Source organism: Crossiella sp. CA-258035, assembly GCF_030064675.1.
Lineage (GTDB): Bacteria > Actinomycetota > Actinomycetes > Mycobacteriales > Pseudonocardiaceae > Crossiella.
The window spans coordinates 2,899,083-2,913,926 of sequence record NZ_CP116413.1 but is presented as its reverse complement, the minus strand read 5'-3'; the positions used below and the strand labels follow the sequence as shown (position 1 = coordinate 2,913,926).

General features: G+C 70.5%; 12 protein-coding genes. 7 read left to right on the top strand and 5 right to left on the bottom strand.

The features are described from left to right. Nucleotides 1–42 precede the first annotated feature (42 nt). From N8J89_RS13395 to N8J89_RS13385, 3 genes are all read right to left on the bottom strand, one after another. A complete protein-coding gene (locus N8J89_RS13395) occupies nucleotides 43–345 on the bottom strand; it encodes a hypothetical protein (RefSeq protein WP_283664668.1) in 303 nt (100 codons plus the stop codon). Nucleotides 346–442: 97 nt separating this feature from the next. After that, a complete protein-coding gene (locus N8J89_RS13390) occupies nucleotides 443–1,480 on the bottom strand; it encodes a hypothetical protein (protein WP_283664667.1) in 1,038 nt (345 codons plus the stop codon). After that, complete coding sequence (locus N8J89_RS13385) at nucleotides 1,477–2,943, bottom strand: family 43 glycosylhydrolase (RefSeq protein WP_283664666.1); 1,467 nt, start codon at nucleotides 2,941–2,943, stop codon at nucleotides 1,477–1,479. Before N8J89_RS13385 ends, N8J89_RS13390 begins: the two co-directional genes overlap by 4 nt. A gap of 248 nt (nucleotides 2,944–3,191) precedes the next feature. On the opposite strand from N8J89_RS13385, the gene N8J89_RS13380 reads away from it, so the two are divergent. The 3 genes from N8J89_RS13380 (at nucleotide 3,192) to N8J89_RS13370 (ending at nucleotide 6,929) form a co-directional block, all read left to right on the top strand. After that, the gene (locus N8J89_RS13380) at nucleotides 3,192–3,788 is read left to right on the top strand and encodes a TetR/AcrR family transcriptional regulator (RefSeq protein ID WP_283664665.1); all 597 of its coding nucleotides are present in this window, start codon (nucleotides 3,192–3,194) and stop codon (nucleotides 3,786–3,788) included. Nucleotides 3,789–4,066: 278 nt separating this feature from the next. Then, nucleotides 4,067–5,290 (top strand): lipase family protein, encoded by a 1,224-nt coding sequence (locus tag N8J89_RS13375; RefSeq protein WP_283664664.1) that lies wholly within the window; start codon nucleotides 4,067–4,069, stop codon nucleotides 5,288–5,290. A gap of 13 nt (nucleotides 5,291–5,303) precedes the next feature. After that, nucleotides 5,304–6,929 (top strand): AMP-dependent synthetase/ligase, encoded by a 1,626-nt coding sequence (locus N8J89_RS13370; protein WP_283664663.1) that lies wholly within the window; start codon nucleotides 5,304–5,306, stop codon nucleotides 6,927–6,929. On the opposite strand, the gene N8J89_RS13365 is transcribed toward N8J89_RS13370, so the two are convergent. Together N8J89_RS13365 and N8J89_RS13360 are read right to left on the bottom strand one after the other, a co-directional pair. Further along, nucleotides 6,914–7,144, bottom strand: coding sequence for a hypothetical protein (locus N8J89_RS13365; RefSeq protein ID WP_283664662.1), 231 nt, complete (start codon nucleotides 7,142–7,144; stop codon nucleotides 6,914–6,916). The two genes, N8J89_RS13370 and N8J89_RS13365, sit on opposite strands and share 16 nt — an antisense overlap. A gap of 158 nt (nucleotides 7,145–7,302) precedes the next feature. Next, complete coding sequence (locus tag N8J89_RS13360; RefSeq protein WP_283664661.1) at nucleotides 7,303–7,935, bottom strand: TetR/AcrR family transcriptional regulator; 633 nt, start codon at nucleotides 7,933–7,935, stop codon at nucleotides 7,303–7,305. A gap of 136 nt (nucleotides 7,936–8,071) precedes the next feature. On the opposite strand from N8J89_RS13360, the gene N8J89_RS13355 reads away from it, so the two are divergent. From N8J89_RS13355 to N8J89_RS13340, 4 genes are all read left to right on the top strand, one after another. Next, nucleotides 8,072–9,178 carry a M12 family metallopeptidase gene (locus N8J89_RS13355; protein ID WP_283664660.1) on the top strand — a complete coding sequence of 369 codons (1,107 nt, stop codon included), beginning with the start codon at nucleotides 8,072–8,074 and terminating at the stop codon, nucleotides 9,176–9,178. Nucleotides 9,179–9,180: 2 nt separating this feature from the next. Further along, complete coding sequence (locus tag N8J89_RS13350) at nucleotides 9,181–9,588, top strand: TIGR03618 family F420-dependent PPOX class oxidoreductase (protein ID WP_283664659.1); 408 nt, start codon at nucleotides 9,181–9,183, stop codon at nucleotides 9,586–9,588. Then, a complete protein-coding gene (locus N8J89_RS13345; RefSeq protein WP_283664658.1) occupies nucleotides 9,588–10,325 on the top strand; it encodes an SAM-dependent methyltransferase in 738 nt (245 codons plus the stop codon). Before N8J89_RS13350 ends, N8J89_RS13345 begins: the two co-directional genes overlap by 1 nt. 198 nt (nucleotides 10,326–10,523) lie before the next feature. Continuing rightward, nucleotides 10,524–14,807 (top strand): GH92 family glycosyl hydrolase, encoded by a 4,284-nt coding sequence (locus N8J89_RS13340; protein WP_283666155.1) that lies wholly within the window; start codon nucleotides 10,524–10,526, stop codon nucleotides 14,805–14,807. Nucleotides 14,808–14,844: the final 37 nt, after the last annotated feature.

The following is a 14,844-nucleotide window of genomic DNA, read 5'->3' as shown; positions in this document are numbered from 1 at the left end:
ACCGGTCATCGTAGGGGTCGCCACATCCAGCCAGGGCGCGAGTCAGGCCTCTTCGTCCTCTTCGGCTTCGGGGTCGTACTCGGTGACCTCGCCGTCCCAGCCGACCTCGACCAGCTCGATGCCCGGGGCCTCGTTGACCACGGCGAAGGGGTCGATGAAGTACGACAGGGCGTCCGCCGGGTCGGACTCCAGCGCGGTGATGGCCTCCGCCCGGGCCTCCTCCGACACCTCGGTGTCGGCCTTCAGCTGCTCCAGCGCAGCCGCCTTCAGCTCACCCTCGTCGGTGAGCTCCACGATCAGCTCAACGTTCAGCCGGATGTACCGCGGCGCGGTCTCGGTGCTCATGGGCAGAACATAGGCCACGCCGCCCGGGCCGCTTCGGCTGGGCTGCCGGTCACGTCGCCGCAGGTCGGAGGCTTGACCCCGTCAGGTGAAATCCCGGCTAACGGGCTTGACGCGGGGTATGTGAAGGGGTTCGGCGGAGCTCGGCGAGCAGGTCCGCGCACTGGTCCGGGCCAAGGGTGCTGAGGGTGGCGGAGAGGGTCTCCAGGGCCGCGGTCAGCGGGTCGGGCAGGACCGCGGTGCGCAGGGTGGCGAAGGCGGCGGTCTGCTGCCGCAGGGACGCGCCGGGGGCCACGGTGCTGGGCACCGCGGGGTCGGCGAGCAGACGTCGCCCGGCCGCCCGCCAGTCCTGGAACGGCTCCGCGCCCCGGGCCAGTGCCGCCAGCGCCGGGGCGATCCAGTCGATCTCGGCCAGCCCGGCGGCCGCACAGGCCCGGCGGGCCAGCCGCACCGCCAGCTCGCGCTGCCCGGCCGGGTCCGCCGCGATGGCCTCGGCCACCGCCCGGTGCTCGCGGACCACCTTGCGCGCGTTGCCCTTCATCCCGAGCAGCGCGGCACTGGGCGGCTCCCCGCCCCACCGCCGCTGCTCTTCCCGGCGTGCGCGCACGGCAGCGGCGACCCGCTCCTCGGCGGTCCGCCGCAGTTCCGCCGCGGCCAGCTGCTCCGGCGTGGGCGGCGGCGGCAGGGAGCGGGCGAACTCGTGCCAGTAAGCGCCCTTGGTCACCCGGAGCACCGCGTCCGGGGCCGGGGCATCCGGCCAGAACTGGAGCAGGTACCGGTCCTCGCCGCCGCAGTAGCGCACCCGGTACTCCCCCGGCGGCAGCTCCAGCGGGTACCAGCGCCCGCCCCACTCGTTGAGCACCGGCTGCTCGCCGGTCAGCGTGCCGGAGGCTTCGACCACCTCGGCCCAGTCCGCGGCCACCGGCGGCTCCCGCTCGTGCAGCTCGATCCGCAGCGCCACCGTCCCGGTGTGCCGGTCGGTGATCAGGAACAGCGACTCCGGCACCGCGGCCCCGCACAACCCGTTGACCTGGCCGCGGAAGTGCTCGCCCAGGTCCAGGCCCTCCGGACTGTCCTGGTTCACCAGGTACAGCTGCCCGTAGTGCACGGAGACGTCCGCGTCGAACAGCACGGTCACGGCAAGGGCACCGGGTCGTGCGCGCCGACCGCGGTGCCGAAGACCGGCTGGCCCGCGGAGTTGAACGGCAGCGGCTGCAACCGGATGCTGCGGCCCGGCCACCCGGTGCCCGGTCGCAGCCTGGCGTGGTAGGTCAGCCACCAGTTCCCGTTCACCTCGAGGAACCCGTTGTGCCCTGGGGCGATCGAGGTGCCCTGGCCGGCGAAGACGCAGTCGCCGGACTTGGACCAGGCGCTCGGCTCCACCGGGTCGCCGTTGAGGGTGAGCAGGCCCAGGCAGTAGTCGTCGGTCCAGCTTGCGTTGGCGGAGAAGGACATGAACAGCTGGCCGCGCGGGCCGAAGATCGGTTGCGGGCCTTCGTTGAGCAGCACGTTGGCGTGGTTGGGCCTGGTCTCCCAGCCCTGCGTCGGCGAGGCGATCTTGACCCGCGGCCCGGCCGGGGTCATCGGGTCGTGCATCTTCGCCACGTAGATGTGCTGGACCTCGTTGGCCCTGCCGTAGTCGCGGTCCCAGCCGGACCAGGTGTAGTAGCCCTGACCGTCCTTCTCGAACCACGCGCCGTCGATGGCCCACTGCCCGTCCGGCAACGGCTGCTCACCGAGGAAGTCGTACGGGCCCGAAGGATCGTCGGTGCGCCCGCGCAGCGCGAACATCCGGTGGCTGCGGCCGTTGCCGACGTCGGAGGCGCCGGTGAAGAAGATCCACCACTGGCCGCGGATCCGTTGCAGCTCCGGCGCCCACACCTCGGTGCAGGCCGCGCCGGGGCACGGCGGGTGCCGCCACAGCGTGGTCGGCGGCGCGTCGCGCAGGCCCTCCACCGAGGCGGACTTGCGGATCACCAGGTCGTGGTTGTTGTACTGGTCGCCCTGCAACAGGTAGTAGGTCCCGTTGTGCCGCACCATGGCCGGGTCGGCGCCGGGCTCCAGCAGCGGGTTGTAGAACACGCCGGAGATCAGCGGCGAGCCGCGCTCGAAGGTCGCGTCCGCCTTGAACAGGGCGCTGCCGTCGTGGTCGGCCAGGTACAGCTCGCCGTTGGCGTGCCGCAGGTAGGCGTTGCCGAACTGGAAGGCGCGCAGCGAGATCGCGCCGGCACCGGCCAGCCCCGGCACCTGGCAGAAGGTGGCGTCCTCGCGGAAACCCCGGTTGTCCTCGAAGGCGACCAGCTTGGCCCGGCCGTTCTGGTGCCGCAAGTAGTGCCGCTTGTAGTTGCGCGACTCCAGCGACAGGCAGTCACCGGCCAGTCCGGGCACCACGGTCCAGGTGGCATCCGCGCGCGCCCACTCCGGGCTGCTCGGGTAGATGTCGTCGACCCGGCCCAGGTAGTGCGCGTGCCGGAGGTACCCGTTCGGGATGTTGAAGGCCCGCAACGACACGTGCGCCGGGGCCTGGTCCGCCTGCGCGACTGCCGAGGGCAGCGGCGCGAGGCCGAGGGTCAGCAGGACGGTTCCCAGTGTCGCGATCAAGCGCGAACGTCGAGTGCGCATCGCCAACCCCCCTTTGGTCGGGCGTGCCGCCTGTCGGACCATGGTAGGTAGCCAGACGGCGGGGCTGTAGCGGCCATCCGGTGGCTCTCTGCCCACGGTAAGCGGTCGGGCCCGGGTTCGCCTCACCACGCCCGACCGGCAGTCTCGGCATACAGTTTATTCAGTACACTCGCACTGGTACCGGACACTGGTGTATTCGTTCGGTAACCAACAGGAGGGGTCAGCCGGTGCCCAAGGTCGTCGATCACGAACAGCGGCGCCGCGAACTCGGCCGCGCGCTGTGGCAGGTGATCCGGCAGCACGGCATCGACGGCGCCTCGGTGCGCAGCGTGGCCCGCGAGGCGGGCTGGTCGCCGAGCTCGGTGCAGTACTACTTCACCACCCAGGCCGAGCTGGTCTCCTTCGCCATGCGGATGATCTCCGAGGTGCTCCGCCGCGCCCCCACCCGCCGCACCCTGCCGCCGGACCCCAGGGACGCCGCCCAGGAGACCCTGGAACGCATGCTGCCGATGGACGCCGAGATGCGCGCGGTGGCCGAGGTCTGGGTGGCGTTCCTGTCCCGCACCCTGGTCGACGACGAGGCCCGCCGGATCAACCGGGGCGGCCACGAGCACCTGGCCCGCACCTGCCGCAGGCTGCTGGACGACCTGGCCGCCAACGACCTGCTCGCCGACGGGCTCGACCTGCGGCTCGAGGTGGACCGGCTGCACATGCTGATGGACGGCATGGTGCTGCACGCGGTCACCGCCCCGGACCTGATGCCACCGGAACGCCTGCGCGCCACCCTGCACCGCCACCTGACCAGCCTGCTGGCCAAGGACTGACCGCGCGCGACCGCGGGACGATTTTGATTTCGCGTGCCCGCGACGGAAGCCGCCATTCCGGCACCACGCCCTGACATGGCGTGCTGTGCGCACCGCACCGCCACCTCGATCGAATGAGACGCACGCGTCGCTTCTGAGGCACTTCTGTTTCGACAAATCGCCCAAAAGCCCCTTTTCCGGCACATCCGGTCAGGCCCCTTGTCAGTTAACGCGCCGGTAGGTACGGTCCGTTCATCTGGCAACAGCCCTTATCAGACGCCCGGAGAAAAGGGGCGAACATGTCCAGTAGTTCCCGTCGTCGTGCGCTGCTGATCACCCTGTTCACCACCGTCCTGACCCTCGCCGCCACGGTCACCGCCATTCCGGCGACCGCCGCGACCGCGGGAATCCCGGTCCCCTCCGCCGACCCCTTCTACCGCCCACCGGCCCCGCTGCCGCCGGTGGCCGCGGGCGACGTCCTGCGTTCCCGCCCGATCACGGCCAAGGCGCTGGTGCTGCCCTTCCCCGTCCGCGCCTGGCAGGTGCTGCACCGCTCCACCAACAACCAGGGCAAGCCGAACGCGGTGGTGGCCACCGTGCTGGTGCCGCACTCACCCTGGACGAACGGGCCACGACCGTTGGTGGCCTACAACATCGGCACCCACGGCCTGTCCTCCAACTGCGCGCCCTCGTTCTGGTTCCGCGCCGGGATCGAGTACGAGCTGGCGCTGATGACCATGGCCCTGCTCAAGGGCTGGGCGGTGGTGGTCAGCGACTACGAGGGCTCGGCGACCACCGGCCCGCACACCTACACCGCCGGACGCCCCACCGGGCACGCGGTGCTGGACGGAATCCGCGCCGCGCAACGACTTCCGGAGGCGGGACTGGACCCGAAGGGACCGGTCGGCATCTGGGGCTACTCCGAAGGCGGCCTGGCCACCTCCTGGGCGGCCGAGCTGCAACCCGGTTACGCGCCGGAGCTCAACGTGCGCGGGGCGGCCGCGGGTGGCGTGCCCAGGGACATCGGCAACGTCGGGTACAAGATCGACGGTGGTCCGTTCTTCGGGTTCTTCCTGGCCGCGGCGATCGGGCTGGACCACTCGCACCCGGAGATGCAGCTGGAGTCGGTGCTCAACGCCAAGGGACGCAAGGCTTTCGCCGAGGTCCGCGACATGTGCCACGCGCAGTGGACCCCGCCGTACGCCTTCCACCGGATCAGCGAGTTCACCGAGGTGCCCGACCCGATCCAGCTGCCACAGTTCCAGAAGGTGTTGGAGCGCAACAGGTTGGGCACCGGCACCCCGGCGGTCCCGGCCTACGTCTACCAGTCGGTGAACGACGAGTTCATGCCGATCAACGACGCCAAGCAACTGGTGCGCGGCTGGTGTTCCCGCGGCGTGCGGGTGCAGCTGCGGGAAAGCCTGCTCAGCGAGCACATCAGCCTGGCCGTGACCGGCGCGCCCGGCGCGGTGTCCTGGCTGGCCGACCGGTTCGCGAACCAGCCCGCGCCGAGCAACTGCTGAAAGGGAGACCGACGTGACGCGGACCTATCCCGCGATCGCCGCGCTGGCCGCCTGGGCCGGTGAGACCTACGGCGACGCGCCCGCCCTGCGGTTCCACCGGGACGGCCACTGGCAGGACATGTCCTACGCGGAGCTCGCGGGAGCGGTCCGCGCCACGGCGGACGGCTTGACCGGCATCGGCATCGGGCCCGGCGACCGGGTCGCGGTGCTGGCCGAGACGTGTCCTGAGTGGACAGTGGCAGACCTGGCCATCGCCAGTGTCGGTGCGGTGCTGGTGCCGGTGTACCCGACCAACTCCGCGCCGGAATGCGCCTGGGTGCTGGGCGACTCCGGCGCGAAGCTGGTGCTCTGCGGCAGCGCGGAGCAGGTGGACCGGGTGGCCGCGCTCCGCCCGGAACTCCCGCTGCTCCAGCACATCGTCGCCTTCACCGAGACGCCCGGCGCGGTGTCGCTGGCGGAGCTGCGCGCGCGAGGGGTGCGCGCGGCCCCGGCCGAGCCCGGGCTGAACACGATCATCTACACCTCCGGCACCACCGGCCCGCCCAAGGGCTGCCTGCTCACCGAGCGGAACTGGCGGGCCTCGCTGACCGCGATCGGCCCGCTGGTGCGGGTCGGGCCCGAGGACGTGATGTTCCTGTACCTGCCGCAAGCGCACCTGTTCGCCCGCATCGTGCAGTTCCTGACCCTGTGCCACGGCGCGACCCTGGGCTTCTTCCGCGGCGACATCCGGCAGCTGCTGCCCGACCTGGCCGCCCTGCGCCCGACCATTCTCCCCTCGGTGCCAAGGCTTTTCGAGAAGGTGCACAGCACCGTGCAAGGGCTCGGCCTGCCGCCGGAGCAGGTGCCGGAGATGGTGCGCGCGGCCCTCGGCGGGCGGCTGCGCGAGGGCCTCTCCGGGGCCGCGCCGATCGCGCCCGCGGTGCTGGAGTTCTTCGCCGGCTGCGGGATCCCGGTGTACGAGGCGTACGGGATGACCGAGTCCACCGCGCTGATCAGCGGCAACCACCCGGGGGCGTGGAAGTTCGGCACGGTGGGACAACCGTTCCCCGGCATCGAGGTGCGCATCGCCGAGGACGGCGAGGTGCTGGCCCGCGGCGAGAACGTCTTCCCCGGCTACCACAACAACCCGGCCGCCACCGAGGAGACCGTGGTCGACGGCTGGCTGCACACCGGCGACCTCGGCGCGCTGGACGAGGACGGGTTCCTGCGGATCACCGGGCGCAAGAAGGACATCATCATCACCGCGGGCGGCAAGAACCTCACTCCGGCGAACCTGGAGAACGACCTGCGCGGCTGCCGCTGGATCTCCCAGGCGGTCATGCACGGCGACCGCCGCCCCTACCCGGTCGCGCTGATCACCCTGGACCCGGAGGAGCTACCGCATCTGGCCCGCGAGCTGGACCTCACCGGCGAGCCGGCCGAGCTGGCGGCCCACCCCAAGGTGCGCGCGGTGATCGAGCAGGTGGTCGAGCAGGCCAACTCCGGCTACGCGCCGCCGGAGCGGATCCGCCGGTTCGCCTTGCTGGGCAAGGACTTCAGCGTGGAGACCGGCGAGCTGACGCCGACGCTGAAGTTGCGCCGCGCGGTGGTGGCGGACCGGTACGCCGCCGAACTGGACGCGCTCTACCAGAACTCCTGACCGCCCCCTGGCAGGGCGGCGCCGAGCGTGCCCTCGACCACCCGGTCGCGCTCGGCCGCGGGCTGCCGCCACCAGCCCGAGCAGCCGTGCACGCACGGATGCCGCATCTGCCGCAGCACCAGCGATCCGCCCGGCCCCGGTTCGGGCTGGGTCCACTCGAAGTAGCCGGTGCCCCGGCACAGGGTGCACTCAGTGGTGGCCGGGGATGTCGCCAACTCCGCCACACCTCCTGCAGGCCGAGTAGTCGGCATCGGGGATGGTGCCGGATCCATGGCATTCGGGACACAGCTTCATACGCACGAGCATTCAGGATCTGCGAACGGGCACAACAAGATCGTGGCAATTTGCCGTGCAATTCATCCGGAAGTGAGAGTCAGTCCGCCACGGACGCGGTGGCAATGCGCGCGATTTCCCTAGTGATGTCCTCGATCGGAGTAATACCGCCCAGCACCGACCAGTGGTGCACCAACTCGTTCACCGCGCCCATCAACGCGATCGCGGTCAGCCGGAAGTCCCGGCGGGTGGCCTCGCCGCGTGCCACCGCGCGCTCGGCCTCGGCCACCAGCAGCTCGATCCAGCGCTCCCGCCAGCCGGCCCGGTACCGCTCCACCTCGGCGCTGACCCCGACCACCTCCACGTAGGCGACCCTGGCCAGCCTGGGGTCCTGCACGGTGACGTCGAGGTAGGTGCGCACGGCCAGCCGGACCCGCTCCACCAGCCCGGCCTCCGGCAGCGCGGCAAACGCTTCCCGCACCGCGCCGATCGCGGTCGTGTTGACCCGGTCGTGCAAGGCCGTCAGCAGGGCCTCCCGGCTGCCGAACTCCTCGTAGAAGTTGCGGGTGGACACCGAGGCCAGCGCGCACAGCCGCTCGATGGAGGCGGCGGCGTAGCCCTCGGTGCCGAAGAGTTCCAGCCCGGCGGCGAGCATGCGCTCCCTGCGCTCGGCGCGGCGGTCGGCCGCCGAACGTCCGGCGTAGTCCCGTCGGGCGAGCGGTCCCGCGCCCATGACCCTCCTCCGGCTGAGGCTGCCCGGTCACTGTACCGACCAAGCTCCGCGCCGCTCACTCCGATGGCGGGCACCGAATTTCAGGGCGCGCGCTGACCATGGAGGTACGGCCGCCATCGCGAGGGAGGGCGCTGACATGCCCGAAGAGGACGAAGCCATCGAGTTCCGCTACTGCGGCCTGCGCCCCCAGCCCGCGCCGTCGATGCCCGAGGGCCTGAACCTGGAGCGGGTGCGCGCGATCGTGCGGACCAGGTCCAAATGGGCCAACGGAACCGTGCTGCACTACTACTTCTTCGACCGGGACACCGACGGCGAACAGGTGCGCCTGAGCGACGGCAGCACCCGGTTCGTCTCCTGGGTCGGCGCGCAGGAGCAGCGCGAGGTGGTGCGGCGGGCCTTCGCCACCTGGCAGGAGCTGGGCATCGGGCTGCGGTTCGAGGAGGTGCCCGACCGCGCCCAGTCGGAGCTGCGGATCGGGTTCATGGACGGCGACGGCTCCTGGTCCTACGTGGGCCGGGACGTGGTGCTGCACGCCGGGGTGCACGACCGCACGATGAACTTCGGCTGGGACCTCACCGCCGACGACTACGGCAGGACCACCGCGCTGCACGAGATCGGCCACACCATCGGCATGCCGCACGAGCACCAGAACCCGTTCGCCGGCATCGAGTGGGACGAGGCCAAGGTCTACCAGTCGCTGTCCGGCCCGCCGAACTTCTGGGACCGGCAGACCATCTTCCACAACATCCTGCGCAAGCTGGCCACCGACGAGGTCACCGGCTCGGCCTGGGACCCTGACTCGATCATGCACTACGGCTTCGGCCCCGGCCTGATCCGCCAGCCCGCCCAGTACGCCGGCGGGATCCGGCCGCCGGGCGTGCTCTCCCCGGTGGACAAGGAGTTCGTGCGCAAGTGGTACCCGGCGCCCACCGGCGAACCGGCCGCGCTGGAGCACCTCAAGACCGTGCAGCTGGAGCTGACCGCGGGCCAGCAGGCTGACTTCGTGATCACCCCGCCGGCCACCGCCAAGTACCAGATCGGCACCTTCGGCGGCAGCGACTCGGTGCTGGTGCTCTTCGAGGAGGTCGACGGGCAGCCGGTCTACCTCTCCGGCGACGACGACAGCGGCACCGACCTGAACGCGCTGATCGAGGCGAAACTGGTGCAGGGCAGGCGTTATCTGGTGCGGCTGCGGCTGTACTACTCGTGGAGCTTCGGCGGCGTCGGGCTGATGTACTGGTGATCATGACACTGAGCCCGGAAGTGCGGGAGTGGCTGGCCAGGCCGCTGTTCTGGCACCTGGCCACCCTCAACGCGGACGGATCGCCGCAGGTCACGCCGATGTGGGTGGAGGCGGACGGGGACAGGGTGCTGGTGAACACCGCGCTGGGCCGGGTCAAGGAGGAGAACCTGCGGCGCGATCCCCGGGTCTCGCTGTCGGCGACCTGGCCGGAGGACCCGTACGACCGGGTGGAGATCCGTGGCACCGTGGTGGCGTTCGTGACCGGCGAGACCGCGGAGGCGGGGATGGACCGGCTGGCGCGTTGGGGCGTGTCCGCCGGGTCGCGCCTGCGAGAGTCGCGATCGGATCGGCCGCTGGCGGTGCGGCGGGGACGCCCTCATACCGGGCCCGGGGTACTGGAGCGGCCCTGATGGCCGAGTTCGACGCCACCGGCCTGTTCGACCAGGACTACCTCGACCTCTACGGCGCGGACCTGGACGCCCGTGCCGACGCCGAGGCCGGCCTGCTCTGGCGGCTGCTCGAGCTGCGCCCCGGCCTGACCGTGCTGGACCTGGCCTGCGGGCACGGCCGCCTGAGCAACCGGTTGGCCGCGCGCGGCTGCCGGGTCACCGGGCTGGACATCACCCCGGTGTTCCTGGACCGGGCCAGGGCGGAGGCGGCAGGAAGCGGACTCCAGGTCGACTACGTGCTCGGCGACATGCGCGAGCTGCCCTGGAGCGGCGAGTTCGACCGGGTGGTCAACTGGTTCAGCTCCTTCGGCTACTTCGCCGACGCGGACAACCGGCGGGTGCTCGCCGAGGTGCGCCGGGTGTTGCGGCCGGGCGGGCGGTTCGCGCTGGAGACCATGCACCTGATCTGGCTGCTGCGCCACTTCCGCGAGTCGGTGCGCCGGGAGCTGCCGGACGGGACCGTGGTGCTGGACGAGCACCGCCTGGACGCCGCCACCGCCCGGTCGGTGGGGCGGCGGACGGTGTCCAGGAACGGCCAGGACCGGGTGGTCAGCTACTTCATCCGGCTCTTCGCCTACCCGGAGCTGGCCGACTGGCTGCGCGCCGCCGGTTTCGCCGAGGTCACCGGGTTCGGGCCGGACGGCGAGCCGCTGACCGCGGCGTCGCGGCGGCTGATCGTGGTCGCGGACAGCCGCTGAGGGTTGAGCCGTCCGGCGTCTTCACCCGGCGGAGAGGTGACAAGACCGGACGAGTTTCTTGACATCGATGTCACAACCAAGTTTCGCTTTCGTCCGGGTTGTGCCGGGGCGAGTCCAGCACAGCCGTCTGCACCCCGACATCCCAGGCGGAGGACTCGAAGCGTGAGAACCAAAGTGCGAGCGGCACGATCACCGATGATGCTGGTCTGCGCGAGCATCGTGGCGCTGAGCCTGGCCGGTTCCCCGGTCGCACTGGCGGCGCCACCGGAGACAGACCAGGGGCAGCCAGTGGAGGGCACCTCGTTCGCCACCTCGTTCGAGGCCGGCGACATCCAGCCGACGTGGACGGACACGCCGGAGACCGGGCCGGACGGCAGGCCCAAGGCCGCCGGGGTGACCGGCGCGGACTCGGTGAGCATCCCGGGCAGCGTCAACGACAAGATCACCACGACCGCGGCCAGCGCGGAGAACACCTCCGGCGGCGAGGTCAGGGACAACCTGTTCGACGGCAGCCTGTCCTCGAAGTGGCTGGCCTTCGAGCGCACCGGCTGGGTCTCGCTGACCCTGTCCGAGGCGGTCCCGGTGCAGAAGTACGCGGTCTCCTCGGCCAACGACGCGGCCGAGCGGGACCCGAAGGACTGGACCCTCAAGGGCTCCAACGACGGCGCCAACTGGACCACTGTGGACAGTCGGACCGGGCAGGCCTTCGCCAAGCGGCACGAGACCAAGACCTTCACCCTGGACAACACCACCGCCTACCAGCACTACCGGCTGGACATCACCGCCAACAACGGCGCGCCGATCATCCAGCTGGCCGAGCTGCAGCTGGCCGGGCCGAGCACCGGCGAGTTCCCGCCGCACATGCGCACCGTGCCGGGCAAGGGTCCGGCCGGTGGCTACAACGTGCGCAACAACAGCGGGTTCACCGGGGTGCGCGCCTTCCGCTACCTGGGCACGCACGAGGCCAAGGGCCGCGGCTACTCCTACAACAAGGTCTTCGACGTCGACATCCAGGTCGGCCGGGACACCGAGCTGTCCTACCTGATCTTCCCGGAGTTCGTCTCGGGTGACCTGAACTACCCGAGCACGCACGCCGCGATCGACCTGGCCTTCGCCGACGGCACCTACCTCAGCGACCTCAAGGCTGCCGACCAGCACGGGTTCGAGCTGTCCCCGCGCGGCCAGGGCGCCTCGAAGGTGCTCTACACCAACCAGTGGAACCTGCAGCAGTCGGTGATCGGCAAGGTCGCCGCGGGCAAGACGATCAAGCGGATCCTGCTCGCCTACGACAACCCCAACGGTCCGGCCAGCTTCTCCGGCTGGGTGGACGACATCCGGATCGGCGCCGCGCCGAAGATCAGCGCCTCCCGGCCGTCGGACCACGTGATCACCACCAGGGGCACCAACTCCAGCAGCTCGTTCTCCCGGGGGAACAACCTCCCGGCCACCGCGGTGCCGCACGGCTTCAACTTCTGGTCCCCGATGACCAACGCGGGCACCACCAGCTGGCTCTACGAGTACGCCAAGGCCAACAACCCGCAGAACCTGCCCACGTTGCAGGCCTTCACCGCCAGCCACCAGCCGAGCCCGTGGATGGGCGACCGGCAGACCTTCCAGGTGATGCCCTCGGCCGAGGGCACGCCGAAGCTGGACCGGGCCGAGCGGGCGCTGCCGTTCAAGCACGTCAACGAGACCGCGCGGGCGCACTACTACGGCGTGACCTTCGAGAACGGGATGAAGACCGAGATCGCGCCGACCGACCACGCGGCGCTGTTCCGGTTCACCTTCACCGGTGACACCTCCAGCCTGCTCTTCGACAACGTCAACAACAACGGCGGCCTCACCCTGGACCCGGCCACCGGCACGGTCTCCGGCTTCTCCGACATCAAGAGCGGCCTGTCCACCGGCGCCACCCGCCTGTTCGTGCACGCTGCCTTCGACCGTCCCGCGGTCGCCGGCGGCAAGCTGACCGGGGCCGGGCGGGACAACGTCACCGGGTACCTGCGCTTCGACACCCCGGCGGACAAGCGGACCGTGACCATGCGGATCGCCACCTCGCTGCTGAGCGTGGAGCAGGCCAAGAAGAACCTGGCCCTTGAAGTGTCCACTTCGGACACCTTCGACTCGGTGAAGGAACGCGCGCAGGCGGAGTGGGACAAGCAGCTGCGGGTGATCGAGGTCGAGGGCGCCACCCAGGACCAGCTGCACACCCTGTACTCCAACCTGTACCGGCTGTTCCTGTACCCGAACTCCGGGCACGAGAACGTCGGCACCGCGGCCAAGCCGGTGTACCAGCACGCCTCCCCGGTGGCCGCGCCGACCGGTCAGGACACGCCGGAGCGGACCGGTGCGAAGGTCGTGGACGGCAAGATCTACGTCAACAACGGGTTCTGGGACACCTACCGCACCACCTGGCCCGCCTACTCGCTGTTCACGCCGAAGAAGGCCGGCGAGCTGGCCGAGGGCTTCGTGCAGCAGTACAAGGAGGGCGGCTGGGTCTCCCGCTGGTCCTCCCCCGGCTACGCGAACCTGATGGTGGGCACCAGCTCGGACGTGGCCTTCGCCGACGCCTACCGCAAGGGCGTGACCAACTTCGACGTGCGCGCCGCCTACGACGCCGCGGTGAAGAACGCCACCGTCGCCCCGCCGAATCCCGGCGTCGGCCGCAAGGGTCTGGACACGTCGGTGTTCCTGGGCTACACCTCCACCGCCACCGGTGAGGGCATGTCCTGGGCCCTGGACGGCTACATCAACGACTACGGCATCGCGGTGCTGGCCAAGACGTTGTACGACGAGGCCAAGTCGAACGACCCGCGCCGCAAGGAGTTCAAGGAGAACTACGAGTACTTCCTGAACCGGGCGCAGAACTACGTCAACATGTTCGACTCCCGGGTCGGCTTCTTCCAGGGCCGCAAGCCCGACGGCAGCTGGCGGGTCGAGCCGTCGAAGTACGAGCCGCGCGAGTGGGGCCACGACTACACCGAGACCAACGGGTGGAACATGGCCTTCCACGCCCCGCAGGACGGTCAGGGCCTGGCCAACCTCTACGGCGGCCGGGACGAGCTGGCGGCCAAGCTGGACAAGTTCTTCAGCACCCCGGAGACCGCGGAGTTCCCCGGCTCCTACGGCGGCATCATCCACGAGATGATCGAGGCCCGCGATGTGCGGATGGGCCAGTACGGGCACAGCAACCAGCCCTCGCACCACATCACCTACATGTACGACTACGTCGGCCAGCCGTGGAAGACGCAGGAGAAGGTGCGCGAGGTGCTGTCCCGGCAGTACACCGGCTCCACCATCGGCCAGGGCTACGGCGGTGACGAGGACAACGGCGAGCTGTCCGCCTGGTGGCTGTTCAGCGCGCTCGGCTTCTACCCGCTGCAGATGGGCAACCCCAGCTACGCCATCGGTTCCCCGCTGTTCACCAAGGCCACGGTGAACCTGGAGAACGGCCGGAAGCTGGTGGTGAAGGCGCCGAAGAACAGCCTGCGCAACGTCTACGTGCAGGGCCTGAAGGTCAACGGCCGCGACTACGGCAAGACCCACCTGCCGCACGAGCTGATCGCGGGCGGCGGCACCCTGGAGTTCGACATGGGCGACAAGCCGTCCAGGTGGGGAACCGGCAAGGACGCCGCCCCGCCGTCGATCACCGAGGGCAGCGCGCCCCCGGCCCCGCTGCGTGACGCGGAAGGCGTCCGCACCGCTTCGACCGGCCTGGACGCGTTGGTGGACAACAGTTCCGCGACCGAGACCGCGTTCAACGGCAGTGGCTGGGTGCAGTTCCAGCCGAAGACGCCGATCGAGCCGGTCAGCTTCTACACCCTCACCTCCGGCAAGGCCGCCGGTGACCCGGCGGGCTGGGTGCTCAAGGGCTCCTACGACGGCAGGAACTGGGCCGTGGTGGACGAGCGCAAGGGCGAGAAGTTCGCGTGGCGCCAGCACACCAAGGCGTTCAAGGTGGCCAAGCCCGGCCGGTACAGCCAGTACCGCCTGGAGCTGACCGGAACCGCGGGCTTCTCGGTGGCCGAGGTCGAGTTCCTCGGCAAGCCCTCCGCCAAGGCGGACAAGGAGATCACCGGCAAGCACGAGGGTCCGCTGACGGTCACCGAGGGCGTCACGGAGCTGCGGGACGCCGAGGTCACCGGCCCGGTGACGGTGGCCCCCGGCGCGACTCTGCGCGCCTACGGCAGCACGATCAGCGGCCCGCTCACCGCCACCGGCGCGGGCTCGGTGATCCTGTTCGGCAGCAAGGTCTCCGGCCCGCTCAGCGTCACCGGCACCACCGGCGAGCTGAGCATCGAGACCACCCGGATCGAGGGCCCGGTGACCCTGGTCGGCAACACCGCCGAGCAGGCCCCGGTGCTCTCCGCCAGCGGGGTCCAGGGTCCGATCACCTGCGCGGGCAACAACCCCGCGCCGGTGGACAACGGCTTCGACAACACCGGCCAGGGTCCGCGGACCGGCCAGTGCTCGGAGCTGTAACGGGCTGAACGAGAAGGGGCCTTCCCAGCCAAGGGAA

Excerpts from the sequence above, each read along its gene's own strand:
- N8J89_RS13395 (WP_283664668.1), bottom strand. The coding sequence starts at position 345 with ATGAGCACCGAGACCGCGCCGCGGTACATCCGGCTGAACGTTGAGCTG.
- N8J89_RS13375 (WP_283664664.1), top strand. The coding sequence starts at position 4,067 with ATGTCCAGTAGTTCCCGTCGTCGTGCGCTGCTGATCACCCTGTTCACC.
- N8J89_RS13360 (WP_283664661.1), bottom strand. The coding sequence starts at position 7,935 with ATGGGCGCGGGACCGCTCGCCCGACGGGACTACGCCGGACGTTCGGCG.
- N8J89_RS13355 (WP_283664660.1), top strand. The coding sequence starts at position 8,072 with ATGCCCGAAGAGGACGAAGCCATCGAGTTCCGCTACTGCGGCCTGCGC.
- N8J89_RS13350 (WP_283664659.1), top strand. The coding sequence starts at position 9,181 with ATGACACTGAGCCCGGAAGTGCGGGAGTGGCTGGCCAGGCCGCTGTTC.
- N8J89_RS13345 (WP_283664658.1), top strand. The coding sequence starts at position 9,588 with ATGGCCGAGTTCGACGCCACCGGCCTGTTCGACCAGGACTACCTCGAC.
- N8J89_RS13340 (WP_283666155.1), top strand. The coding sequence starts at position 10,524 with ATGCTGGTCTGCGCGAGCATCGTGGCGCTGAGCCTGGCCGGTTCCCCG.